Here is a 24073-nt window from a genome sequence, read left to right on the forward strand (position 1 = left end):
GGTGTGCGGCGTTCGATCCAGCTTCAAGCCGCCCCGATGCGCCGACCGTTGTTCCGGAAGTACTTCCTCGCCTTCTTCGCTGCGGTCATTGTTCCGCTGGCTATTAGCGGCATCGGCGACGCTTGGTTCGGCTATCGCGACCAGCGTGCAATGCTCAGCGCTCTATTGCGGGTGGAGGCCACATCGGCGGCCGGCAAAATTCAGAGCTTTCTCGACGGCATCAAGGATCAACTGGGTTGGACGGTCCAGCAAGCCTGGACCGCTGATGCCGAGGCATACCATCGGCTCGATGCACTGCGGGTGATGCGCCTAGCCCCGGCGATCGCCAGCATCACCCTTGTTGACGATGTCGGCGTCGAACGGCTGCATGTCTCCCGTATCGACTTGAACAGGATGGAAGGCGGATCGGATCGCTCTGGCGATCCTGCTGTCTTGGGAGTTCGTTCGAACGGCACATGGTTTGGGCCGGTCACTTTTCGCGACGGTTCCGAACCGTTCATGACCATGGCCATGGCCGGAAACCGTAAGGCAGGTGGCATCGTCGTCGCCGAAATCAACCTGAAGCTTGTCTGGACGGTTGTTTCGGAAATTCGCGTCGGGAATCGTGGCCGGGCGTTTGTTCTCGATCGGACCGGCCGGCTCATCGCCCACCCCGACATTAGCAAGGTGTTGCAGGGCACGGACGAGAAGACAGCGGCGGCCCTCACCAGATTGCGGGACGAGATCGCCGCCGCAGGGGGAGAGGCGACCACGGCCCGCAACGCCGAGAACGAACCGGTTGTGACCGCCATGGCGGCGATCCCCAATCTCGGTTGGACCGTGTTCGTGGAGCAGGCGCAGGCCGAGGCTTTCGCACCGCTGTATGCGTCATTGTGGCGGACGGGTGGCCTGCTGCTCGCCGCCGCCATCTTCGCATCGGCGCTTGCCTACTGGCTTGCCAGGCGGATGACCGGACCAATCCGCCTGCTGCAGGAAGGCACCGAAAAAATCGGTGCTGGACAGTTCGAGCACCGTATCGACATCGCCACAGGAGACGAATTCGAACGACTGGCGGACCGGTTCAATGAAATGGCGCAAGAACTCGCCGTATCGCGGGATCGTTCAGAGCGAATTGCACGGCTGAAGCGTTTTCTCGCGCCGCAGGTCGCGGAACTCGTCGAAAAGTCCGGCGACGAGAGCGTGCTCGCCGGACAGCGCGCAGAAGTCGTCGCTGTATTCTGCGACTTACGTGGCTTCACCGCTTTTTCGGCGCACGCCGAACCCGAGGAGATCATGCAGGTCTTGCGCGAGTACTATGAGGCGCTCGGCACGATCATCACACGCTACGAGGCCACGCTGACCAACTTCGCGGCAGACGGTTTGATGGTGCTCGTCAACGCGCCGGTACCGTGCGCAGACCCGGCACTTCGTGCTGTTGAGATGGCGATCGACATGCAGGACGCCATCCAGCGCCTGATCGCCGAATGGCGTCTGCTCGGTCATGCGATTGGCTTCGGCATCGGACTGGCGATGGGATGGGCGACAGTCGGCCGAATTGGTTACGAAGCCCGTGTTGACTACACTGCGATCGGACATGTCGTGAACCTGGCATCGCGACTCTGTTCGTCCGCCGCCGATCAGCAAATCCTCGTCGATCACGCTGTAGCGCAATCCGTGCGTGGAGAAATTTTATTGGTCGCTCTCGGCCCGCGACAGCTCAAAGGTTTCGACGAGCAAATACCTGCTTGGAAGGTCGGAACGAGAAGCGGAAGATCAAATGGCGTGCAAGAACCGAAGGGGTTGAACGGGTAGGTGGACCTCACACAGTTGAGAAGAGATCAGCCTTCTGAAATCTTGCTCGGTTCGCCAACTGCACCTGTCGGGGAACCAGTCTTCATCGACCAGCGCGTGAATTTCGCTCTTCCGGCGCAGTCACGCATATCGACATCGACGTGTTCCGCCGCCAGTTCACTGAGATGGGGCCGAAGCGGCCGCACTTTGTGATCCTGACATCAACACGCGACAATGCGCTGGAGATGTCGAGCTGGCTATCGGGTGGCGTCAACCGCGTCACGTTCTTGAGGCCCCCCCTTAGACAACGGCTGCGTGCAAATCCTACCGTATCGTCTAGCCAGGATCGACGGTCACGATCCCTCGTCCGGGATGTTCAAGACGTCTCCGCACGCCTTGCAATGAACGGCGTCGGCGTCATGGCGCTGAAGGCCGCATCGGTGACAGGGATAGGTCACTTTGTGAGGGCGGACGACTGCCTGAGCAAGCCTGACGAATAACGAGATGCCGACGATCATCGTCACAACGGAAGTGAGCTTGCCCAGCGTTCCGGGAAGCGTGATGTCCCCGAATCCCGTCGTCGTTACCGTCGCGACCGTGAAGTATAGCGCATCGACGAATCCTTCGCCTCCCTCCCTGTTGTAGAAGAAGGACGTATAGACGAACCCGGTTGCCATGAAGAGGAACACAAGGAGATTGATCACCGCCCGGACGACGTCGAGAAGGTATAAGTAGCCGGCCTTGCGCAGCAAGTCCTTGAGCAGCGGACTCGTGCCGATCGCCCAGAACCGCATGATCCGTAGGAAAGCGAAATTGAAGAGCAGGTCCGGCAGCAACAGCGTGGCCAGCACCACGAAGTCGATCCAGGTCATCGGCCGCCGAATCCACTCACGCACAGAGAATGCGGCGACCGCCCGGCCGACCATCTCGGCGGCGATCCACACTGCTATCGCATAGTCGATAATTAGATAGGACGGACCGGATCGCAGGTACGGGCCGAGCAGGAAGAAGGCGAGAATGGCAACGTCAATGGCAGCAAATACCAGCCGAAAGGCGATCGCCTGTCTGCCGTCGGCCCTGTCGAGGCTTCGCAGCACCTCACGAAGCGAATTCCGCTGAGAGCCGTCGCCGGATTCGAAGATTTTCATCCGGGGAATGTAGATCCCTCGTCGGCGTCCGCAAGTCGCCGAAGACACGGAACTCCCTCGGTGACAGTCTTAACTGTCACGTCCTCCTCGCGAAGGAGATATTCCGCAAGGCTGTATTGCAGCATGCCGATGGAGGGGTGGAGGCCTCCATGTCTGTAATGCCGACCCGATCTTCAAGTTCGCCGAAATGCCTTCGGCGACTATTGGGAGGGGATCGAAAACTGCGTTGCAGAGGTTCCGCCGCCTTAGCGGAGCAACCCATCGCGACTGAACTCTTCGCAGCCGAGAGGTTTCGAACGTGACGCATCGTCGGGGTCGGCATCAGGTTTCGAAGCGGTCTTGGCCTTGGTCTTCAGCGAACGCGTCGTTTCTCGACCGTAGCTTCAGCATCCTATTCGCGCCAGACTGTCACCAGGTCTCGGTCGAGGATGTCCTCCACCACGCGCGGGTCGAATACGTGGAAGGTTATTTTCCTCGCCCGCCCACGTAGCTTCACCGTGCGGGTTCCAGCGCTGCGCAAGCGTCCGTCGCTGAGCCAGCGATGTCTCTCGGTAGTAGAGCTCGTCAGGATATCCTGGATTCAGGAGGGATCACAGCAAGGTTTCGATGTCTTCGAGCACGTCGGAAACAACTGAGAAGCAGCACGGAACGCACTCTTAGCCGTTTCAGCCATCGCCAATGTCAGAGCACCCGCCTCGATTTCGAGCGACTTTCTCACCGCCAAAGGCAGACGTGCGCGAATTTCCATCAGAATCCGCTTCGCGCGAACGGATGATCCGAGCGTGGCTGCGGTCGATAGGGGCCACTCCTTGATCAGCTCCGCATCGTCGGTGGTCTTGGGTTTTGCCATGTGCGAATAGATGGGCCTTCCGCCCGGCAGCGTCAACGACTACCCCAGGACGGAAGGCATCATGTGATTACGCTCAGTCGCGGTGCGCGGGCATCTGCTTGAGCTCGTCCTTGGTCCAGCTCGTAACGGCGTGAACGTCGCCGTCTTCATCGCGCATGAACTCAAGATCCGAGATCGGAACTGCAACAGGCTTCGCGCCGATACCCAGAAAGCCTCCGACGTCGATGACCGCGGAGCCGCCGGCGCCCGCCCCGTGGATATGATCGACCTTGCCGACCTTGTGATCGTCGGCTCCATAGATGGTGGCACCTTCGAGGACGGCAGGGGTAAGTTCCGAAGTCGTGAGGCGGACGTGGTTGGTGTGGTCCATGATTGCTTCCTCCTATGTGGAGGTAGATTAATCGAGTTAAAGGCCGAATGTTCCGGCCGGTGAGAACCCTCGTCGGCCCAAAGATCAGGTCATGCGCTTCAACAATTCAATGAGGGCGTTCATCTCCTCGTTCGCCGACATCGAGAGCATATGATTGTCCGCGAGATCGATAACCGCAACGAAGACCTCGCGCTCCGACCGTCCCGCTGCGGTAGCTCTTTCGAGCAGATCACGGAACGCGGCGTCGATTGCATCCTGGCAACGCATGTGGCGATCAGGTTGATCCTGCCCGATGGAAGGTCTCGCTATCTCCATGGAAGGGAAAAGTGAGCTGATTTGCGAAGTTTAGCAACCGGTGGGCTTGTCGCACGGTCGTAGGCTTTACTGCTTCGGGAACTGCCCACGATTTGCTCACTATTGTTAGCTTGGTCTTGCCGACTGACTGGGCGCATCTTATGGCGCCTGACCGCCCCTTGGACACCTAAATCCCGGAGTGCGCGGCGGCTATGCCTGTCTTATTCGAGGACCGCCTGGTACGGATCTTGCGCGCGGGCGTCACCAATGATGGTGGTGCATCGGCGAGTGCCTCGCGGGCAGCCGAGGTCAAGGTTGTGGCAACGAAATCCGCCTCCCCAAGCGCGGGCGGCTGCCTTTCCTCCTGGTTTTCCACCCAAAGGACCGCGCCGACGCGAATGGTTGGGTATATGCGCTTGAACCGACGAACAAGTATGGTGGCATGCCTTGCCGAGTCCTCGTTGAGGAAGCAAACTACGATGGCGTTCGATTGTTTCGGAACGAGGCTCATGGCACGGCGATTGGGGATGTCAGAATGCCTCGCTGCGACCACCTCGGCGCCCTGTACCTGAAGAATCTGGGCAAGCATCGCAGCCGACGCGTCGTCGAGGGGGCCTCTGCCTCCGACGCAAAAGACTGTCTTGCCCCGTCCGTCAGGTAGTTCGCTTTCATCCCGAATCCCTTCCTTGGGAGGGGTGCTGGGCCGACCTGCCGCTTCCTTCTCCTTCTCCTTCTCCTTCTGTTCCTCTTCTTCTTCCTCTTCCTGCTCTTCTTCCTCCGCGATTTCCGCAAGGTTCGAGACCAGTGTGATGGCGGTCCCAAACACCTGTTCCATCTGCTCCGGGGTCAAGACGCCTCGACGCCTATCCTTCTCCGCGAGTAGAAGGGCGGGAATGGCGACCTTGCCATAGTAGTCCTCCAGATAATCCTCCTCGAGGAATTCCTCGGCGTAGTCGGTCGCCTCATCGGGATCGCCAGCAAGGAGCCGCTGGTACAGCCGCTCCTTGGGATCGAGCACCGGGTCACTACCAAAAACGACCTCAAGGAACTCGAATTGCGGGACATACCGGCCCAACACTGCAAGACACACGGTCAGCGGCGTGGACAGCACAAGACCGACTGGTCCCCACAGCCATGCCCAAAAAATCGCCGCGACGATGATTGCCAGCGGAGAGAGGCCGGTACGAGAACCATAGAGCCAGGGCTCGATGACGTTGTTGCTGGTCAATTCCAGCACGAGGAAGATGGCCCCAACCCAGAGAACAAGGCTCCAGCCAGGGTCAACTGCAAAAGCCAGGAACAGCGGCAGAACCGTCGCGATTACAGGCCCGATATAAGGGACAAATCGAAGGACGATGGCTAGCATCCCCCAGAGCGCTGGATTTGGAATGCCAACCGCCCATAGTCCGAGCGCCAATGGGACGCCGTAGGCGCAGTTCACCACCAGCTGCATAAGAAGATACCGCGCGACGCGGCTACCTGCCTCCTGGATGGCTTCTGTTGTGCGATGCAGATCGCCATAGCCAACGAGCCGGATAAAGCGGTCGCGAAGCTCTTCCCGCTCTAAAAGCATGAATATTACGACGACGATGATCAAGCCCAATGAGGCGATGGGGCCGAGCAGCGGACCAATCAGGCTAGTAAGCGTTTCAATTGGTCTACTCGGCGCGAATATCTCAACGAGCACAGGCTCCCTTACTCTTGATGCGGTACCGGGAGCAACTGGGCGCTCCTCGGCGTTGCTGAGCTCACGACCGACGCTCTCAACGACTGATGTCAGGCGCCGTACAATACCGCTATCCGTTCCACTTTCCTGGAGAGACCGAATTTTTGCTATGATGTTGCCTTGGTAGGCCGGAAGGTTCTGGGCGACTTCGGCTACGTGTCCCGCTACGACAAGCCCGAACAGGACGAGGACAAGAAAAGCGATCACGACAGTGACTATGACTGCCGCAATACGCGGCATGCCAAGCTTTCGAAGACGAGAGGAGATGGGAGCCAACGCGAACGTCAACAGCACTGCGATTGCTAGAGGAAGAAGCACTTCCTTGCCGAAATACAGAATGGCAATAACAGCGAGTACACTCGCGAAGGCAGGCATGCGTGAAGGGGAGGATGGCGAGGTCGAATAGACGCGGCGGGGGCCGAGGTCATTTTCCAATTCCGCCTCCGTGATCTTGGCGTCGCTCGAAGACATCGAGGTGTCGGTCGTTCTCACCAAGTCTTTTGAAATTAGGGCGCAGATTGGCCTCGGCAATGGTTGTGACGTACCTCCCTCGACGGGCTTTAGGGCATACGGTCCGAAAAACAGCGGCGCCGAGCCGGGGCGGGTCACGGTAGTTCGGGATCGCACAGGAGAATGCAAAACGGAGGAGATTTCCCCTTTGCAGAGCTACTCGTGCGATCGTGCCTTCCTAAATCCGGTCAACCGCAAAAAAGGCGTGGATCCCACCGCCTACCAGTCGGAACAATCGACTGAAAAGTACGTTCGGCGCGTATGAAGCATCCTTGTGCAAACGTCCCCCGCGTCGGCGAACTTCTGCAAGTCCACGATCATAAAATCCATATGTTGAGAAGAAGTCGGGCGAACCGCCCAGAGGTCGTTTTCTTACACGGCTGCGGAAGCCTTGCCGAGGAGGTCGTCACTCCTTTCGAAGTCCACGAGAACATCGGGATCATTGCACCTGATCGCCCAGGCTACGGCTTCAGTTCTCCACTACCTTCCGGAAGTCAGGGACCTCTCGGGCAGTCCTTCTGGCTCGAAACCTTCCTTGAGCATATAGGGGGCGGGCCGCGCGTGCTGGTCGGCCATTCTATCGGTTGCGCACCGCCACTTCTTCTCGCGCAGCGCAGGCCGGACCTCGTTAGGGCTATGTTGCTGATCGCACCTTGCTGCAGGCCAGTTCCTTTCAAGCCTTTCGTGCTGTTGCGTACGGCGATGATGCCGCTGATCGGATCCGCCGTCCGCCGCCAGATGACCACTCGCTGGCCGGAGGTGATTTTCCGCTCCGCGCTGCGAACCTCGGCCGCCCCAAATCCCGTACCGGAATACTTGGCAGCCTTGCCCGCGCGCCACATCGTGTCGTCGCCCACAATCGAGACCATGGCCGCGGAACTGTCCGCCTTCAACGCCGACATGGCCGCATTCGGGCGCCTCTCGTCCGACCTGCCTATAACCGTTGTCTTCGGCGACCGGGACGGGGTCATCGACTGTCGGTGGCACTCGGCGTGGATCCAACGGAACCACGACCAGGCGGTCTTCAAAACGCTCAGGGGCGTGGGCCATTTGCCGCATCATGTCCGGACTGAGGTGTGTGTGGAACTGCTGGAGCTGCTCGTCGACACCGTGTCCATCGTGGAGAATAAGAGGACACTGGTGGCATGAGGATGATCTTCTTCAAGCTGCTTTCTCCAAGTCCCACAGGCGCATCGATCTATCTGCGCCGCATCGATCATCTGACAGATGGAAAGCCGCTTCGATGTGGTCATCCAGACCTACGAGCGGAACTATGTGCCCCCCGCGACATCAGGTGCTGCTCGTTGTCAATGGTGGATGATGCGAGCTTTTGGAAGGCTATACGAACAGATAGCATGCCTGATTCCAACGCATCTCTTCATTAGCGCGTACAAAAATGCTCTACTGTGAGCGCCTTCTTAAAGGCAACGAGCGGCCTGACTCTCTGTGGTGCAAGAGTTCCCTTACCACCCGCTGAATGCGAGCCCTCTGCCGAGCTGCCGCCTGACGTCACGAGCCTCGCGGATGTCCAAGAGCCGCCAGGCAGTCATGTCTGATAGATCGCTCACAATTGACCAAAGTCGTTACCATATGGAGGCCGTTCACGATGGCATCGCAAAGATATAGCCGTTGCAAGAACCTCAATATTTACTGGACGGTGTTCGATAAAGTCAGCGGACAGGCGGCCATCATCGATGGGTTTGTCATGGACATGCTCACCGCCGAGGAGGCCGACAACTTGGTCAATCTACTAAATCGTGGCAACCAAGTGAGCCTCTGGTGTTTTGTCGAACAGCTTTAAAAGCAACCGGCCATCCGCGCAGGCTCGCGGCTGTTTCGAGGCTATTGGCTCTGGGCCGTTTCGGAATAAGCTCTTGTCTTACACGCCCCTGGGAACGCGAACAGGTGGTCGTCGTCGGGAAACGGATTGGATTGCCAGATTGACCAGACTGAGGCTTGTTGTACCGTTAGCGCTGTTTGCCTCGCACCTTGACCATGCGCGTATTGCCGTTTCGAGTAATACCGCTGTGATAGAGATGGCAACAATGCGCCACTTGCGGACATTTCGTAAAACATGACTATTCCCACCATGACAAAAGGTACACTACGATTTTTCTTTGATTTTGGGGCTGGCGGGTGCTTGTGGGCGGGTGATGATGCTACCCGATCCAAATTGGGCGTCGGACCGCTTGATGCGACCGTGTATGACCTTCAAGGGGATGTCGCACTTCCCCCCCGGCTTTTATTGCCAAGCAACGTTCACTCGCTCATCAACCGTCTTGATCAAGAATATCTTAGCTACCTCAACCCATTGTATCCACCTGATCCAAGCCTCTGGACGCAAGCGAGGTGCGACCGCTTCAATAGCGATGTGGACCAGCTTCTGCTTTTGCTTCAGGTCGAGTTGGGTACCAACTTCGTGATTATCGATCAGCAGAAACGCCATGCCGAGGACCCGGCTCTTGGCGAATTCCTCGTCGCGAATCCCAATCAGAAGCCAATGCCCTAGAAATAGTCGGGATGGCGGTAATGGGCCGACAGCGGACTTCAGCCGTGTGTTCGCTCCGGGTACTTCCACGGCATTAGCTCGTCGATCCGGCTCTGCTTATGGCCATTGACGAGGCGGGTGAGCGTGGCGGACAGGTACGCGAACGGATCGACGGCATTGAGCTTGCAGGTTTATGCCGACCGGCGAACTATGCCGAGTGCGTCTTCTGGCAGGAACGGCAAACCGTGCGTTCCGAGCCAGTTTGGCGGGTCGCCGTTGTTTGGCACTCGGCATAGTTCTCATGCTCAGAGGGTGTTCAGGAATTCCAGAAGCCGGTCGCTTGGTCGAAATCGCTCGGCCTTGGCGCCTTCGTACGGCTTCAGCTTTGCGAGTGCAGATTCCTTCAGTTCGAGATGCGCATGAAGATAGGTCAACGTCGTTTCCATCGCTTCATGGCCCAACCACAGGGCAATGACGGAGCAGTCGACGCCCGCCTGCAGCAACTCCATGGCAGCAGAGTGCCGCAAGACATGGGGCGACACCCGCTTTGAGCGAAGGGAGACGCAGTGCTCACGTGCTTTGGCGACATATTTGTTCAGCAGTGCCTGCACGCCGTCGGCGCTGAGCCTGCCACCGTGCGTATTCGGAAAGAGGGCTGTTGAGCCTCGCTTCCCTGGTTCCTTGAGCCAATAACGGAGGGCTTGCTGTGCAACCTTTGTGAGCGGCGTACTTCGCTCTTTGCGGCCCTTGCCGATGCATTGCACATGCGCACCGCGGCCGAGCATTACCGAATCTCGGTCAAGGTCGATGATCTCCGAGACCCGCAGCCCCGTTTGGGCGGCCAGTAACAGCAGAGTGTAGTCGCGGCGTCCCAGCCACGTGCTTCGATCCGTGCAGTCCAGGATCGCTTCAATCTCGGGCCTAGTTAGAAACTGAAGCTGCCGCTTGTCACATCGCTTGCTGGGGATCGCGAGCACACGCTGAATGTGGGCGCTATGTGCCGGCTCCTCGAACGCCGCATATCGGAAGAAAGAGCGGATGGCTGTAAGGCGGAGATTCCGGGTCCGCACCGAGGCGGATCTCTTCGTCTCAAGATCCTCCAGGAATGCGCCGATGAAGGGAGCGTCCAAATCCCGCAGCGTCAACTCCGATGGGGATCTCCCAAGGCGCGTCTGTGCGAACGCAAACAGGAGCCTGAAGGTGTCGCGATAGGAGGCGATGGTGTTAGAACTTACACCTCGATGCTTCATGAGCCGATCTGTGAACCACCGCTCGATCAGCACGGCCAGGTCTTTCGTGCGTCTCATGACCGTACCTCCCAGCGCTTATTCAATCGCCGTACGGCATGGTTCATCAGTTCCGGCGTGGCGGACAGATACCAATAGGTGTCGCGAACATTCGCATGGCCGAGGAAGGTCGAGAGAACCGGCAGCTCGCGTTCCACATCTTCGCCGGCGCGATGCCAGTTGATCAGGGTCTGGACGGCGAAACGGTGACGAAGATCATGAATCCGTGGGCCATCTCGTTTCCCCTCCTGCCGTAATCCGATTTGCCGAGATAGTCGCCAGAACACGCGGTGCACGTATTGATGCAGCAATCTGCCGCCCTGTTCGGCGACGAAGAAATAGGGACTACGCGGCGTACCAAGGTGTGCATCGCGTCGGGCGGCATAGCCTGAAAGGACAGCAATTGTCGTGGCATGCAGCGGCACCAGCCGTGACTTGCCAAACTTTGTCTCTCGGATGGTGAGGACGCCCTGGTCGAGATCTACATCGGCCCGGAGCAGGCTGAGCGCTTCGGAATGGCGCAGTCCGGCGACCGCTATCAGCCCGAACAGGCAGTGATATGTCCAGCGCCGCAGGGCGTTGGCCGGCGGCAACGACAGTGCTGCCGCCAGAAGTGCCTGAATCTCGACCTCACTATAGATGTAGGGTTTTGTCCGCCGTGCCGGCGCCACAGCGTCGCTCGGTGGCACTTCCGTCAAAGGATCGAAATGACTGAGGTGCTGGGCAAAGCAGCGCACATCAGCCAGTCGGATTGACCAACTCGGCTGCCGGCCCATCGAGGTGACCCACTCCATTGCCAGGTCCGCCGTGATGGTCTCGGCGCCGCGGGCTTCCATGAAAGCGACGAACTCCGACAATCGTTTTGCCGGACCGTCATATTTGTATCCCAGCCCTTGGCGCATGCCGATGTAGCGCTCAAGCGCGGTGCGAAGCCGGCTCATTGGACACCTCCCGGCCAGGGTAGGCTCAGTTCCCGCAGCTTCTCAATATCGAGCTTTGCATAGATTCTTGTACTGTCGATGCTTCGATGGCGGAGCAGTTGACCGATCTCGGCAAAGCTGGCGCCCGACCGCAAAAGGTCGGTCGCAAGGCTGTGGCGGAAAAGATGGGCACCGTGATGCGCATAGCCGTCAATGCCTGCCCGTTCGAGTGCCTGCTTCGCGATCATCGTGATGGCGCAGCCGGAGGCAAAGCCCACATGCGGCGCAAGTGTTCGCAAGAAGACTCGCCGACATGCCGAAGCTGGGCGCCCATGCCGGATATAAGCGACGATCGCTGTTCCGACGTCGTGACGCAGCGGCATAGTCGCTTGTCGTCGTCCCTTTCCGTGTACGAGGATCGTGCCCGACTGCCAGTCGATATCGTCAAGATTGAGGGTGGCCACTTCGCTGGCGCGCAAACCGAGCTTGGCGAGGATCATCAGAACCGCATAGTCCCGACGACCCATTGCCGTCGTCCGATCGCAGGCATCGAGAACCTTCTGGACTTTCTCGGGCGGCAGGAAGGTTGGAAGGCCGGCAAGTCGCCAGCGGCGGATGGACGGCACACAGTCAGCGAGCGGCGTCGAGATGAAGCCCTTCAGATGCAAATAGCGCAGGAAAGCACGCACAACCCCGCACATGGCTTTGCCACTGTCGGCGGAACCGTCGAGCGCATGTCGCTCGACATAACCGATAACGATCTCCGGGGTGAGCGCTGCAAACTCGTCTGCGCCGAAAGGACACACCTCCCGGAGAAATCGAAGCGACAGAAGCTTGTGGCTCCCCACTGTCGCGGCGGCGAGCCCTCTCTCATTCGAGAGATATTGCCCGAATACATCGACGATCATCTCGTGCTCACTGCGCTGAATCGGAAGCGCGGCTGGTATTAAGCCTTTCTCCCGTAACGCCAAAAGCAAGCGGCGGAGCGCCGATCGATCGCCCGAGTCGGGCTTCCAGTGTTTGAAACGATGCTCAAGAAAGCGGTCGGCGTGAACCTCATTCAAATCCTGCGGAGCATGTCCATTGCCAACATGCCAGTCCATCAGATCCCGAAACAGGCTCAGCGACCGCCACGTGCATTGCCGCCCCAAACCTTCGTTCGACATTTTGGCGGCGTAAACGCCCGCAAACTCCCGATACGGACCGTAGACCAGCTTCCGGTATAGGGCGCTGCGATTCAAATAGTCAGTTGCGTTCATGTGTCCTCTCCTTCGCGACAATTGCGACGGAGAGACCCTAAGCTATGCCGACTAGGCGGCCGCTATGGTGCTGGAAACGTTGGCAAAAAGTTGATTAATCGGCATAGTTCGCCGGTCGGCATAAACCGCCTTATGCCGCGCGCGGCATAAGGCAGTTTCTATCAGCGAGGCAATGGTCGCCCAGTTCTCCGCTCCTGCATCGTGCCCGGCGAAGAGAGCGTTCTTCCGATTTAATGCTATCGGTCGGATGGTTCTCTCGACGGTGTTGTTGTCGATCTCGATGCGGCCGTCGGTCAGGAAAACACAAAGACCGTCCCAGTATTTGGCGATATAGGCCAGAGCTTCGCCAAGCGGCGACTTGCCAGCGACGCGGGCGCGATGCTGCGTCAGCCACATCCGCATGTCGGCGATCAATGGCGCTGATCGTTCCTGCCGCCCGGCTAGGCGAGCCTCTGGGGAAAGACCCCGCAGCTCGTCTTCCATGCGATAGAGTTCGCCGATCCGCTTCACGCCTTCCACGGCAATCGGTGCCGAGCCGTTGCGGGTGATCTCGACCAGCTTACGCCGGGCATGCGCCCAACAATAGGCTAGCCGGATGTCGGGACCGACACGGTCCGGTGCGATCAGCCGATTATATCCGGCATAGCCGTCCACCTGAAGGACGCCCGTGAACCCTTGTAATATCCGCTCGGCATGTAACCCGCCGCGACCGGGTGCATAGGTGAAGGCCACCCCCGGCGGCGCACCTCCGCCCCACGGTCGGTCATCACGGGCCAGAGCCCAGAAGTATCCGGTCTTGATTTTACGGGAGCCGGGATCGAGCACCGGCGCACGGGTCTCGTCCATGAACAGCTTTGTCGATCGCTTCAGATCGGCGATCAGAGCGTTGAAGACCGGGCGCAGTTCGAAAGCAGCGCGACCCACCCAATCTGCCAGAGTGGATCGATCAAGATCAATGCCTTGGCGGCTCATGATCTGGGCCTGACGGTAAAGCGGCAGATGATCGGCATATTTGGACACAAGCACATGAGCAATGGTTGCCTCCGTGGGCAACCCGGCCAGGATCAGTCGTGCAGTCGCTGGAGCCTGAGTAACGCCGTCGGTGCAAGAACGGCAGGCATATTTGGGGCGACGGGTGACGACGACACGGAACTGCGCCGGAATGACATCCAGCCGCTCGGAGACGTCCTCGCCGATGCAATGCAAGCCTCCGCCGCAAGCGCAGATCAGGTTTTCCGGCTTGATGATCTCCTCGACGCGAGGAAGGTGGGCGGGCAGAGAACCGCGATTGATGGCGCGGGGTTTGGGGTGCGGCTTCCCAGAAGGGCTATCGGCTTCATCTTCGGCATGGATGGCCGCTATGGCTGTTTCCAGGTCTTCGAGTGCGAGGTCGAATTGCTCGGGATCGGCCTTCTCGGACTTGCGACCGAAGGCAGCTTGCTTGAAAGCGGCGACCAGCTTCTCCAGCCGTTCGATCCGGTCATCCTTGCGAACTTCCCGCGCTTGCGCCGCGATCAGCATCGCCTTTAGCGCAGCAATATCGTCGGGAAGATCGGCGGCGTCCAACATGGCCGAAGTCTATCAAAGCTAGCGTCGCTTCGCCGTTGGAATTTACCGCCCGAGTCATCGTGCCGCATCTATTCGATGGCATCCGGCGCTCTTGCCTCCACGGAACGGATACGACGCCAGTCGAGGCCTGCAAACAGCGCCTCGAACTGAGCATGGCCCAACGTCATCAGGCCATCTTTGATGCCCGGCCAGGTGAACGTGTGCTCCTCCAGCCGCTTGTAGGCCATCACCAGCCCGCTGCCATCCCAGTAGATCAGCTTCAGGCGATCCGCCTTGCGCGAGCGGAATACGAAGACCGTCCCTGTAAAAGGGTCCTTGTGCAGCTCGTTCTTGACTAGCGCCGCCAGGCCATCGTGGCCCTTGCGGAAGTCGACCGGTTTGGTCGCCACCATGATCCGAACCCGGTTCGATGGAAGGATCATGCCGGAACCGCGCAGGCACGCGCGACAGCAGCGATGCGGGCGGCAGACGCGCCCTCTTCCAGGCGGATCGTGACCGAACCGACGATGATCTCGGGGCGGCTAGTTTTGATCAGCGGCTCCAAAACGGGTGGATCGACGACTACCGCTGCGAACTCCACGGCATTCTCGGGTGCAGGCAGAACAAGCTTGCCCTGCCGCGCCATCGTCCGCCAAGTCGAAAGGCGGTTCGCCCGCAATCCAAAGCGTTCAGCGACCTCATTCACCTTCGCACCGGGCCGAAGGCTCTCAGACACGATCTGCGCTTTGACCTCATCAGGCCAATGCCGATGAACCTCACGTCCAGACTTCCTGGTTGTGAGAAACTCCAATGTACTCTCCATGGAGAAACTCCCGTTGCTCGTCCATGGAAAGGCGATCACAGATCAGGGCGGCGAGGACAATGTGGGATCGGAACACCGGTTACGTTGTACCACTTCCTTGAGGTCAAATTGGACGTGCTGGCGGGCCTGCGTTGTTTCGATCACCCTGTGACCGAGCCGCCGCGGAAGCTAGAAGCTCCGCTTGAACGCCTGTGTCGCACAGCCCGTTGAATTCCACGAATTCCTTGATCTCAGGAACTAGACATCGTCTCGGCGATCGTCAGAGAGCGCGCCGGGCAGCGTTGGGCAGCCATGGCGACATCTTCTTCCAAAATTCAATTGCTTGAGGGCGTTTCCATTGACGCAGACTTCGTTGATCGTGCTGCTGGATATCCCCGTTGGATCAATTCCCTTGGAACTTCGCGTAGACTGCCATTTCATTCAGCCGTTTGGCCGTGCATCGATATGCTTGGACTTGAATTCGCTCGGCAAAGAATATTGAGCGCGTCTTGCAATCTAAGGGCAGCCAGCGCCCTCATTGCTTCCTCGGCTGGCCATCCGGCGGCCATTGCCGCCGAAAGCAAGGTGGATTCGGTGTGAAGCTCCAGTCTTTCGTAGAGGGGCTCAAGCGCCTCGCGGGCTGTCACAACGTGCTCGTCTGGGGGCGTGATCGGAGTCGGAGATACCGTCGGCATTCTGCGTCCTTCCCTAACGGTTTTGGAACCTGAAAACTCCCCATGGCTCCAACGTACAGTGAATGGCCAGCGAAGCCGGTGCGAGGATGAGCAGCTTGGCGAAGCCGGCACTTATGAGCAAACGTTAAAACAAAGTGTACAGGTCCACCATCATACTTGTGTATGCGGAAATTATACGACCGCAGCAAACAGGCGGGCGCTAGGGAGCCATGCCAGGCTCGGCCACTCGTTTTCAAGCATGAAGCCCTCGGAAAACGAGCGCGATATCGGCGTCATGGTCGTCCATTCCAGCCGAGGGCACCTCATCGCGACGCGGGTGATGGTCGACTTTCCACCGGAGACATCACGCGGCTTGCCGACTTCGATCAAGGACTCGTAAACCTCCGTATAAGTCATCCCCTCCTGTTCGCTACCCCGATCCTTCCTCCAGATCAATGGCGGGTCGGGCAGCGTCCTGCTACGGTCAGGGTACATTTCTTCCGCGCGGCTATGTGATCAGACTCACACGGGAGTTCATCACGCAGCGGGGGTAGTACCTGCATCAAGATCAGTCGGGACGACGGTTTCACCACACAAGGTGGCCGGGGAGCCTACGGGTCGCACCGTTTGCCTCTTCGTTCTTTCGCGTTCCTTCCAAGGATTGACGCCATGACACATGAACTCAACCGAATCGAAATCGATCTGGTCCCGTTGACCTTGTTTCCCAGCGCATATGGGAAAGCTTGGCCCTGGGCTCCGGGCTCTCCGCTCCACATGCCGCCAGATGGTTCATCATGGCCGAATACGGCCTTTGGGGCTCATTTGATGATGTTTTCCGTCATGCCATGCGAAACAATCACGCCTCCCTGGGGACAAGCTTTGCGCGCCGGGAGATCTGCTTTTACCTTGTTTGTGACCGGGACGCGGTTCGGTCTCTTGTGCTACTCCTTCGGGCTTTTCCGTCTTGTGGAGGACTTCGAGGATCTTTGCCCTTCAGTGAGTTCCGTGATTATGCATTAAGCCAAACGATCTGCGTCTTCGATAGGGTTTCTTGGTCCGCACCTGGATCATCGAACTTGGGGCGAAGCACCGTTTAGCTGGTGCGGACATGGTAGTGCTGCTCATCGCGTCCAGCTTCCCGTGGCACGATTTCGCCCCTTGCGATGCGCTTGTTGCTTTCTCCACTGCTGCCTCCATTCGCCCGCTGACCGCGTCATGAAGGTGAATTCAGTTTCAGCGGCACCTCGGTCGTCTCGCGATGGAGAAGAGAGGCCCGCCGACGCCTTCACACTTCGCCGAGAGCAGCACTGGCTGCGAAAGCTTCAGCCAGTTGTTGGTCCTATTTTCCCGGCATTGTGATTTGGTCGGCATGCGTTGTGTGGATTTCGTCTCGTTCTAGAGGCAGGGTGAACAGAAACACTGCCCCACGAGGGTCATTAGCGGTGGCCCACATCTGGCCCCCGTGAGCCTCGATGATCGAACGGGAGATCGCCAGGCCCATACCCATGCCACTGGATTTGGTCGTGTAGAAAGCCTCGAAAATGCGGTCCATGCTTTGCGGGTCCAGGCCTGGACCCGAGTCGCGCACCCTGACGACCACGCCTCCCGAGCCTGTCCCGGTGCTGATCAGCAACTCGCGCTCTTCCTCATTAACGCCGTTCATCGCCTCGATGGCGTTCATGATGAGGTTTAGGATCACCTGTTGCAACTGGACACGATCCCCTTCCACCGAAGGGAGGCTCCTCGCGAATTGGGTCCGCAGCGTGACGCCTTGCCGGAGCACTTCACTGCCGGTCAAGGCAATCACGTGACGAATGGCCTCGTTGAGGTCGAATTGCCCCTTGCGAGGGGGTTCCTTCTTGATCAAGGCACGGATCCGGCCAATGACATCGCCGGCTCGATTGGCGTTCTCGACAATCCGGCCGAGCGCCTGAGTCACCTCCTCCAGATTCGGCGGACGGTTACCGAGCCAGCGCAAGGCCGCCTGGGCGTTGGTGAGCGACGCGGCGAGCGGCTGATTGACTTCATGGGCGATGGAGGCTGTGAGCTGCCCCATCGTGGCGACGCGGTTTGCGTGGGCAAGTTGCCCCAGCGCTTCGCGCAAGGCCTCCTCGCTCTCCCGTAACGCCTCTTCGGCCTGACGGCGCTCCGTCAAATCGAGGACGAAAGAAACACCTTCGTTCCTGCTTTCTTCTAGGAGAGCACCGCCCATCAGCACGGGCAGACGGCTGCCATCTTTCCGAAAGTACTCCTTCTCGAAGGGTTGGACCGACCCGATCATCTTCAACTCCGCGACGGTCCGTTCATCGCGGTCGCGCCATTCGGCCGGTGTCAGGTCCGTCCAGCAAAGCCGACCCGAGGCAAGATCCTCTCGGTCGTATCCCACCATGCGGAGGAACGCGTCGTTGGCCTCCAGAATGCGACCTTCGATATTCCAGATGACGATCCCGATGATGTTGGCCTTGACGAGGCGACGGATCTTGGCTTCGCGTTCAGCGAGATCGCGGTACAACCGGGTATTCTCCAGTGAGATCGCTGCCTGAGATGCGAGCAGCTTCAGCACCACGATCCGGGCCGGCGCGAAGACCCTGGGGGCGAGGTTGTTCTCAAGATAGAGTACCCCGGCAGGTTGGCCCTGATTGAGCAACGGAACACAGAGAATGGAACGAGCCCGGTGCCGACAAATGTAGGGGTCCGTGGAAAATGGATTCTGAGCCATGGCGTCGTCGAGAACAACGCTTTCGTTTGTGCGCAAGACATAATGAAGGAGGGATTGCGGCAGGGTTGTCCCAGTCACGATCTCGTCACTCATCCGCACCACGACCGTTTCGCCGCCCGTCGTGGCCTCCGCCGTGATCCGTGACTCACCCCCACGCGGCAGGATCAACAGGCCGCGCTCGGCGCCCGCCTGCTCAACGGCGGTCCGCAAGATCGTGTCGATCAGCTTTTGAAGAACAATCTCTCCCGACACGGCTTGCGAGATTTTGATAACGGTAGCGAGATCGAGTTGTTCGACCGGTGCACCAATGGTGCTCGTTGGAGCGGGAGCACGTTCTTCCCCTCTCAGGTCGGGATAGAGTTGGTCGAGTTGTCGCACCTTGCCGTCGGCACCCCAGCGCAGATAGCAGCCACGCGCGTTGCGGAGATAAAGACGAGCGAAGTCCTCGAAACCTCCCCGCGCATAAAAGCGGGCGGCGAGTTCATATGCGAGGGCTTCATGATGAACGAAGCCGTTTGCGCGCGCCGAGCGGATCGCATGTTCGTAAAGGCGCGCCGCGTCGATTTCGCGGCCTTCAAGGCGCGCTATCTCGGCGCCGACGAGCGCTGCTCGGTTCTCGAAGTTCTCCGGGCAATTCTTCGCATAGATTTCAAGCTGTCGGTGGTGGGCGACCAGAGCCTCCGTATGCCGCGCCCGCTGGTCGGCCGCGGTCGAGTCGCAGCATGCGGCGCGGGCCAAGGCGCCGTAGAAATGATGCTCCGGCGTTTCCTCAAAATGCGCCACCGATGTCCACGGCAGTCTCTGCGCCCTCAATGACGCATCCACGGCCGCCTCATGGTCGCCCGCAAAGAACCGCGCCTGCAGTTTTCTGACAAAGTAGCAGATTTCCGCGAGATTCGGATTTTCGGAAAACCGGCGCTCGATCTCAACTTCGTCAAAACCGTCGTCATCAAAGGAGCCGAATTTCCGGGTCAACCCCCGCAGTGTCCGGACGAGTCCGAGCTGCGCGCTGGCGAGGTCCACAACGAACTGGAACCGCACCTCCCGCGCGAACGCGAGGCCAACCTCCGCTTGGCGGTGCACGTCGATAAGCGGATCGCCAGCCGCCAGCAGATTCGAGTTCAAGCTGACATGGCTGTATCCGGCAAACGTGAGGTCGCCGCTCTGGTTGGCGATGTCAAGCGCTCGCAGCAAGATGTCGCGGCCGATTCGGACATGTCTCGTCCACGGTATGACGTGGGCCCCGAAGTCTTTGTAAGTCCTGGCCTGAAAGCGATTCAGGTCGTGCGTTTCGACCAGATGGCAGCCTAGCTGACCAAACCGGAATCCGGCCTCATAGTCGCCGAAGCGCGGCCCGGCAATATAGCCAAGCGACACATAATGGTAGCAGGAGCCGTCACTGTTGCCTCGCTCGAGGCTCACGTTCACAGCTAGGCAGATTGCCATGCATGCCAGATTCGCATCCGTGTGCCATACCGCCCCAACGAGCCGCGTGAGAATATCCAGTGTCGCGGAGGACGCTGGGTCGCTCATCAGCGGCAGGTCAATGAGTTCCTCGATCGCGTGGCTCCCGAGCCCCGACCATATCCGGTCGTATTCTCGTTGCACCTCCTCGTCGGCCGGATGCGGCGACCAGTCAACGCCGAGATGCTGCCTCAGGTAGTCGAGACCGACCGCGGCGGAACGACTGGTCTGACCGAGCGCGGCATAGAGATCGATGCGCAGGCAGGCGACAGCAGCCTGGTCGTCGGAGCAGACAGCACGATTGGAAAGCCGAGCCAACCGCTCCTCCGCGTCCGGCAGCGCGCCCAGGTGGAACTCGCATTCGGCTCGGTTCAGCTCAAGCGCGAAGGTCAGCTGGCGCTGGCGCTCCCACGCGTCTTCCGGCAGCAGCGCCGTGCCGGCGACAAAGTAGTTGAGCGCCGAGGCGTATGCCGTCGACGCCTCGGCGCGCTTGCCAGCCAGCAGATTGAACTCGGCCAGTTGCTCGCGCTCCTCGGTCGACGTGATCAGCGCGGCTCCCCGATTGAGCTGGCTGACAATCTCGAAGACATAATCGTCAATCAACTCCGGCGCGGTGTTCGCCGCAAGCAGTCTCCCTATGCGAAGGTGCAACTCGCCGCGTCGCTCCTCCGGGATCAGCGAATAGGCCGCTTCCTGAACGCGATCGTGGACGAACCGGTATGCGTCTGGCAGCCGCTCGAGCAGCTCATGAGCGACGGCGGGCCATAAGGCCCCGGCGACTTGCTCCTCCGGGATCCCGAGGATGAGTGAAAGCATCGTGGTATCAGCGATGTTTCCAAGACAGGCGAACTGCTGCAACGCTTCCCGCGTTTCGAGCGGCTGGCGCGCGAGCTTGCCGACCATGAGGTGCACGACGTTGTCGGTGTATCCCTTGGCGTGAATGCGACCGAGATCCCAGGACCAGCATGCCGCGTCATGATCGAAGGTGAGCATTCCCTCCTCGGCGAGCGAAAATAGAAACTGACGGACGAAGAACGGATTGCCGCCAGTCTTGTCGTGCATCATTTGTGCGAGCGGGGCCGCACGATCGGGCTGACAGTGGAGCGCATCCGCGATCAACTGCCGGAGATGGCCTTTTGTAAGCGGCGCAAGCGTGATCTCCGCGACATTGCCGCCGGCGCTTTGGATCGCGCGAAGTGTCCGCATCAGCGGATGGGTGGCGCTTACTTCGTTGTCGCGATAGGCACCAACCAGCATCAGGTGTCGCAGATCCGACCGCGTCAGGAGGTCTTCCAGCAGATCGAGTGTCGCCGTGTCAAGCCACTGCAGGTCATCCAGGAACAGTGCCAGCGGATGCTCGGGCTGGGCGAAGACACCAATGAAACGGCGGAATACCAGCTCGAACCGCCGTTGCGCGTCCGGTGCCGGAAGTTCAGCCACCGGCGGCTGGTCGCCGATGATAAGCTTCAGTTCGGGGACGAGATCGACCATCAGCCGTCCGTTCGGCCCCAGCGTCTCTCTCAGGGTCTCGCGCCAGAGTGCCAAATCAGCGTCGCTCTTCGCGAGAAGCCCCCGGATAAGGCTCTGAAAAGCCTGTGCCAGGGTCGCATACGGAATGTCGCGCTTGTACTGATCGAACTTGCCGGACGCAAACAGGCCGCGCGGCGGCACCAGAACTTTGTGGAGTTCATTGACCACCGCCGACTTGCCGATGCCGGAATAGCCAGAGATCAAGACCAACTCCGGCGCCCCGCTCAACACCACGCGGTCGAAGGCAGTGAGCAAGGTCTCGACCTCGTGGTCCCGCCCGTACAGCTTCTCGGGAATCCGCAGGCGGTCCGGGATATCGCGTTCACCGAGCGGGAATGCGTCGGTCGGGCACCGCATTTCCCATTGGCTGAGACAGCGCCTCAGATCGTGCTCGACGCCGGCTGCCGTCTGGTATCGTTCCTCGGCCGTCTTGGCGAGCAGCTTCATGACGATGGCCGATACCGCCGGTGAAACATCCACCGCCCGCTCGTTGGGCGGCGTCGGTTGCCGTGCGATGTGGCAATGCACCCATTCCATTGGGTCGGAGGCGGAAAAGGGCAGGCTCCCGGTAAGCATTTCGTAAAGGGTCACGCCGAGCGCATAAAGGTCGCTGCGGGAATCGATCGAGCGGTTCATGCGCCCGGTCTGTTCGGGGGCCATGTAGGCAAGCGTTCCGGCGACCACTTCGGGCGGCTCGAGGGCCTGGCGCTCGCGGGAGAGGCGCGAGGCGATCCCGAAGCCGGTTAGCCGCACCTCGGCGCCCGTGCCCGTTACCAGGATATTGGCCGGTTTGATGTCCTTGTGGACGAGACCGCGCTGGTGGACCTTGCCCAGCGCGGCGGCGATGCCGATCGCGAGGCGCAAGAAAAGCTCCGGTTCCATCGCCGTTCCGAGCCGCCGGGCGAGCGGCTCGCCGCCCGGATCTTCAAGCACCAGCATCGTCTGGCCGCCTTCGCGCACCAACTCAAGCGGTCGCACCGCCCATGCAGAATCAAGCTCGTCCTTCAAGCCATATTCATGGTCGAGGCGGCCGAGGCTCGAAGGTGTCGGGTACTCGAGGGCCGAAAGCACGACCAGTACCGGGTTCCACTTGCCGTCGGCACCTAGGCGCCGTTCCCGCCGGAACACGCGATCACCGTCCTCCCAAAGAACCTCCAAACTCATCTCCACCAACGCCGAAGCAAGAGGATGTGCCTGCTTGCCGACTTCGGCATCTCGCCTGTCGGATCTGGCACTGCCATTTTCGTTTCGGAGATCCGTCCCGTCAAATTGGCCAAAGCGAGCACATATGACGACCGCGACCACTTCGCCATCTTCTTACCACATCTCGCCTGTTCGTCCCAACAACGAGCGGCCACCCGCCCGTTCGATGCGTGGTCCGCCTCTACGAAAGACCGCCCAGCGGCTGCTGGGCGGTCGGGCGGGTCATGGACCCGCAGAGCTTCGGATGAAGGAGCGCCGAAGCTTGGTGGGTAGCAACGGGGGGATTCGCTACCTGTCTCCGGAGGCAACGGATAGAGTCTAGCGACGGAAGGGACGACGGGAAATTATACTGTGGTTTCGCCTTCGCGATACTTTGGAATACCGGCACCGATACCCATCAGCGAACTTCTGCTCAGCGAGTCATGTCGGCGAAGTCGTCCTGGGCCCCAGTCGTGCCGTCGGTTGCGATTCGGTGGAGTCGAAAGTGTCTTGCCGGGCTGAGGCCAAAAAGAAGCCTCCCGCGGGGGTGGGAGGCCAAGGCGGGCCGATCGGTGGCGATCCGGCCTGGGAGGATGGGAGGAAAGGAACGCGCACAATAGAGCAGGGCTCCCGCCTGGGCTATTGGCCATCAGGAAGGATCGATAACCAATGAGGTGGGGGTGACCTATACGCGCGGCCAGGGCCTTTATGAGTGCGTTTGCGGCTTTCCCGGAGCGAGCATCAGCTTATCAGCCATACGCGCGAGTTCGGGCAGGGATCTGGTGCCCATCTTCTGCATGACCTGGCTGCGGTGAACCTTCACTGTAATCTCGCTCACGCCTAGATCGCCGGCAATCTGCTTGTTTGGCCTTCCGGTCACCACCAAAGCCATCACCTCGCGCTCCCGCGGGGTCAGGCTATCGAAACGCGCGCGCACCGTCGCCAATGCCTTTTCATTTTCAAGCCACACGCGGTCGCGCGCCAAGCCGACGTTAACGGCGTCGAGCAAGTCCTGGTCTCGGAACGGTTTCGTCAGGAACTCGACCGCGCCCCCTTTCATCGCCTGGACGGACATGGGAATGTCGCCGTGCCCGGTGATGAAGACGATCGGCAGCTGAATATTTTCTCGCGACAGCTCGAGCTGAAAATCAAGACCGCTTTGCCCCGGAAGCCGGACATCGAGCACGAGACAGGTCGGTCCGTCGGGTCGCTCAGACCTGAGGAAGTCGCCCACCGAAGCAAGGAGATTGACGGCAAAGCCGACGGAACGCAGCAGACTGCCAAGCGCCTCGCGGATTTCCGGGTCATCATCGATGACAATGATGGTTGCTGGCGCCTCGGTCAATCGTCAGGGCCCTCAAAGTGAATCGACGTCTTGGGATTTATTCTGTCCACCCCCACCGCAGCAGCATCGGGCAAAGCCCAACCAGCGCAGCGCCAGTCACGCGATGAGAACACTCCTCCTCTCTCCTTCGCTAGTGCCGAAGCGGCTTTTCTTCGCACACCAGAATGCGCGATAATTACCTCGGCCAC

17 protein-coding genes and 4 pseudogenes are annotated in these 24073 nt (G+C 59.7%); 5 read left to right on the forward strand and 16 right to left on the reverse strand.

What is annotated here, in order from left to right; genetic code table 11:
- The first annotated feature begins 3 nt into the window (after positions 1 to 3).
- Together ACD590_RS30790 and ACD590_RS30795 are read left to right on the forward strand one after the other, a co-directional pair.
- Entirely contained in the window at positions 4 to 1791 is a 1788-nt protein-coding gene (locus ACD590_RS30790; protein WP_018246384.1) for an adenylate/guanylate cyclase domain-containing protein, read from the forward strand.
- Positions 1792 to 1919: 128 nt separating this feature from the next.
- Positions 1920 to 2066 (forward strand): annotated as a pseudogene (locus ACD590_RS30795) (alpha/beta hydrolase); the annotation flags it as partial.
- 57 nt (positions 2067 to 2123) lie between these two features.
- Here ACD590_RS30795 and ACD590_RS30800 read toward each other — a convergent pair.
- From ACD590_RS30800 to ACD590_RS30820, 5 genes and pseudogenes are all read right to left on the reverse strand, one after another.
- Positions 2124 to 2918: a potassium channel family protein gene (locus ACD590_RS30800; protein ID WP_018246385.1), complete on the reverse strand. Its 795-nt coding sequence runs from the start codon at positions 2916 to 2918 to the stop codon at positions 2124 to 2126.
- A gap of 245 nt (positions 2919 to 3163) precedes the next feature.
- Positions 3164 to 3768 (reverse strand): annotated as a pseudogene (locus ACD590_RS30805) (hypothetical protein).
- 73 nt (positions 3769 to 3841) lie between these two features.
- Positions 3842 to 4138, reverse strand: a complete 297-nt coding sequence (locus ACD590_RS30810) for a PRC-barrel domain-containing protein (protein ID WP_047617754.1) — start codon at positions 4136 to 4138, stop codon at positions 3842 to 3844.
- 84 nt (positions 4139 to 4222) lie between these two features.
- Complete coding sequence (locus ACD590_RS30815) at positions 4223 to 4405, reverse strand: hypothetical protein (RefSeq protein ID WP_018246387.1); 183 nt, start codon at positions 4403 to 4405, stop codon at positions 4223 to 4225.
- Positions 4406 to 4619: 214 nt separating this feature from the next.
- Positions 4620 to 6629, reverse strand: coding sequence for an AI-2E family transporter (locus ACD590_RS30820; RefSeq protein ID WP_205931436.1), 2010 nt, complete (start codon positions 6627 to 6629; stop codon positions 4620 to 4622).
- Positions 6630 to 6998: 369 nt separating this feature from the next.
- On the opposite strand from ACD590_RS30820, the gene ACD590_RS30825 reads away from it, so the two are divergent.
- From ACD590_RS30825 to ACD590_RS30835, 3 genes are all read left to right on the forward strand, one after another.
- Complete coding sequence (locus ACD590_RS30825; protein ID WP_245268297.1) at positions 6999 to 7817, forward strand: alpha/beta fold hydrolase; 819 nt, start codon at positions 6999 to 7001, stop codon at positions 7815 to 7817.
- A 457-nt stretch (positions 7818 to 8274) separates the two neighbouring features.
- A complete protein-coding gene (locus ACD590_RS30830; RefSeq protein WP_018246390.1) occupies positions 8275 to 8469 on the forward strand; it encodes a hypothetical protein in 195 nt (64 codons plus the stop codon).
- A 273-nt stretch (positions 8470 to 8742) separates the two neighbouring features.
- Positions 8743 to 9177, forward strand: coding sequence for a hypothetical protein (locus ACD590_RS30835; protein WP_130822174.1), 435 nt, complete (start codon positions 8743 to 8745; stop codon positions 9175 to 9177).
- 38 nt (positions 9178 to 9215) lie between these two features.
- Here the strand turns inward: ACD590_RS30835 and ACD590_RS30840 are convergent.
- The 11 genes and pseudogenes from ACD590_RS30840 to ACD590_RS30890 all read right to left on the reverse strand — a co-directional run.
- Positions 9216 to 9347, reverse strand: a pseudogene (locus tag ACD590_RS30840) (transposase domain-containing protein); the annotation flags it as partial.
- Between the two features lie 114 nt (positions 9348 to 9461).
- Positions 9462 to 10463, reverse strand: coding sequence for a tyrosine-type recombinase/integrase (locus tag ACD590_RS30845; RefSeq protein ID WP_096772358.1), 1002 nt, complete (start codon positions 10461 to 10463; stop codon positions 9462 to 9464).
- A complete protein-coding gene (locus ACD590_RS30850) occupies positions 10460 to 11383 on the reverse strand; it encodes a tyrosine-type recombinase/integrase (RefSeq protein ID WP_086083856.1) in 924 nt (307 codons plus the stop codon). Before ACD590_RS30850 ends, ACD590_RS30845 begins: the two co-directional genes overlap by 4 nt.
- On the reverse strand, positions 11380 to 12270 hold the full coding sequence (locus ACD590_RS30855) for a site-specific integrase (RefSeq protein ID WP_439020950.1): 891 nt from the start codon (positions 12268 to 12270) through the stop codon (positions 11380 to 11382). Before ACD590_RS30855 ends, ACD590_RS30850 begins: the two co-directional genes overlap by 4 nt.
- Before the next feature lie 504 nt (positions 12271 to 12774).
- A pseudogene (gene tnpC, locus ACD590_RS30860) lies at positions 12775 to 14190 on the reverse strand (IS66 family transposase); the annotation flags it as partial.
- 68 nt (positions 14191 to 14258) lie between these two features.
- Complete coding sequence (gene tnpB / locus ACD590_RS30865; RefSeq protein ID WP_439003302.1) at positions 14259 to 14612, reverse strand: IS66 family insertion sequence element accessory protein TnpB; 354 nt, start codon at positions 14610 to 14612, stop codon at positions 14259 to 14261.
- Complete coding sequence (locus ACD590_RS30870; RefSeq protein WP_439003301.1) at positions 14609 to 14992, reverse strand: transposase; 384 nt, start codon at positions 14990 to 14992, stop codon at positions 14609 to 14611. Before ACD590_RS30870 ends, tnpB begins: the two co-directional genes overlap by 4 nt.
- 416 nt (positions 14993 to 15408) lie before the next feature.
- Positions 15409 to 15666 carry a hypothetical protein gene (locus ACD590_RS30875; RefSeq protein WP_018246391.1) on the reverse strand — a complete coding sequence of 86 codons (258 nt, stop codon included), beginning with the start codon at positions 15664 to 15666 and terminating at the stop codon, positions 15409 to 15411.
- A 171-nt stretch (positions 15667 to 15837) separates the two neighbouring features.
- Positions 15838 to 16062 (reverse strand): hypothetical protein, encoded by a 225-nt coding sequence (locus tag ACD590_RS30880; RefSeq protein ID WP_245268287.1) that lies wholly within the window; start codon positions 16060 to 16062, stop codon positions 15838 to 15840.
- A 922-nt stretch (positions 16063 to 16984) separates the two neighbouring features.
- The gene (locus ACD590_RS30885; protein WP_439004238.1) at positions 16985 to 22516 is read right to left on the reverse strand and encodes an AAA family ATPase; all 5532 of its coding nucleotides are present in this window, start codon (positions 22514 to 22516) and stop codon (positions 16985 to 16987) included.
- 730 nt (positions 22517 to 23246) lie between these two features.
- A complete protein-coding gene (locus tag ACD590_RS30890) occupies positions 23247 to 23885 on the reverse strand; it encodes a response regulator transcription factor (protein ID WP_018246394.1) in 639 nt (212 codons plus the stop codon).
- Between the last annotated feature and the right edge of the window lie 188 nt (positions 23886 to 24073).

The organism is Rhizobium sp. 862_C5_N1_2, from assembly GCF_051811205.1.
Taxonomy (GTDB): Bacteria; Pseudomonadota; Alphaproteobacteria; order Rhizobiales; family Rhizobiaceae; genus Rhizobium; species Rhizobium leguminosarum.

Bases quoted from the DNA above. Each gene is read 5' to 3' on its own strand.
- ACD590_RS30800 (WP_018246385.1), bottom strand. From the start codon at position 2,918: ATGAAAATCTTCGAATCCGGCGACGGCTCTCAGCGGAATTCGCTTCGT.
- ACD590_RS30810 (WP_047617754.1), bottom strand. From the start codon at position 4,138: ATGGACCACACCAACCACGTCCGCCTCACGACTTCGGAACTTACCCCT.
- ACD590_RS30815 (WP_018246387.1), bottom strand. From the start codon at position 4,405: ATGCGTTGCCAGGATGCAATCGACGCCGCGTTCCGTGATCTGCTCGAA.
- ACD590_RS30820 (WP_205931436.1), bottom strand. From the start codon at position 6,629: ATGTCTTCGAGCGACGCCAAGATCACGGAGGCGGAATTGGAAAATGAC.
- ACD590_RS30825 (WP_245268297.1), top strand. From the start codon at position 6,999: ATGTTGAGAAGAAGTCGGGCGAACCGCCCAGAGGTCGTTTTCTTACAC.
- ACD590_RS30830 (WP_018246390.1), top strand. From the start codon at position 8,275: ATGGCATCGCAAAGATATAGCCGTTGCAAGAACCTCAATATTTACTGG.
- ACD590_RS30835 (WP_130822174.1), top strand. From the start codon at position 8,743: ATGACTATTCCCACCATGACAAAAGGTACACTACGATTTTTCTTTGAT.
- ACD590_RS30845 (WP_096772358.1), bottom strand. From the start codon at position 10,463: ATGAGACGCACGAAAGACCTGGCCGTGCTGATCGAGCGGTGGTTCACA.
- ACD590_RS30850 (WP_086083856.1), bottom strand. From the start codon at position 11,383: ATGAGCCGGCTTCGCACCGCGCTTGAGCGCTACATCGGCATGCGCCAA.
- ACD590_RS30855 (WP_439020950.1), bottom strand. From the start codon at position 12,270: ATGATCGTCGATGTATTCGGGCAATATCTCTCGAATGAGAGAGGGCTC.
- tnpB (WP_439003302.1), bottom strand. From the start codon at position 14,612: ATGATCCTTCCATCGAACCGGGTTCGGATCATGGTGGCGACCAAACCG.
- ACD590_RS30870 (WP_439003301.1), bottom strand. From the start codon at position 14,992: ATGGAGAGTACATTGGAGTTTCTCACAACCAGGAAGTCTGGACGTGAG.
- ACD590_RS30875 (WP_018246391.1), bottom strand. From the start codon at position 15,666: ATGCCGACGGTATCTCCGACTCCGATCACGCCCCCAGACGAGCACGTT.
- ACD590_RS30880 (WP_245268287.1), bottom strand. From the start codon at position 16,062: ATGACTTATACGGAGGTTTACGAGTCCTTGATCGAAGTCGGCAAGCCG.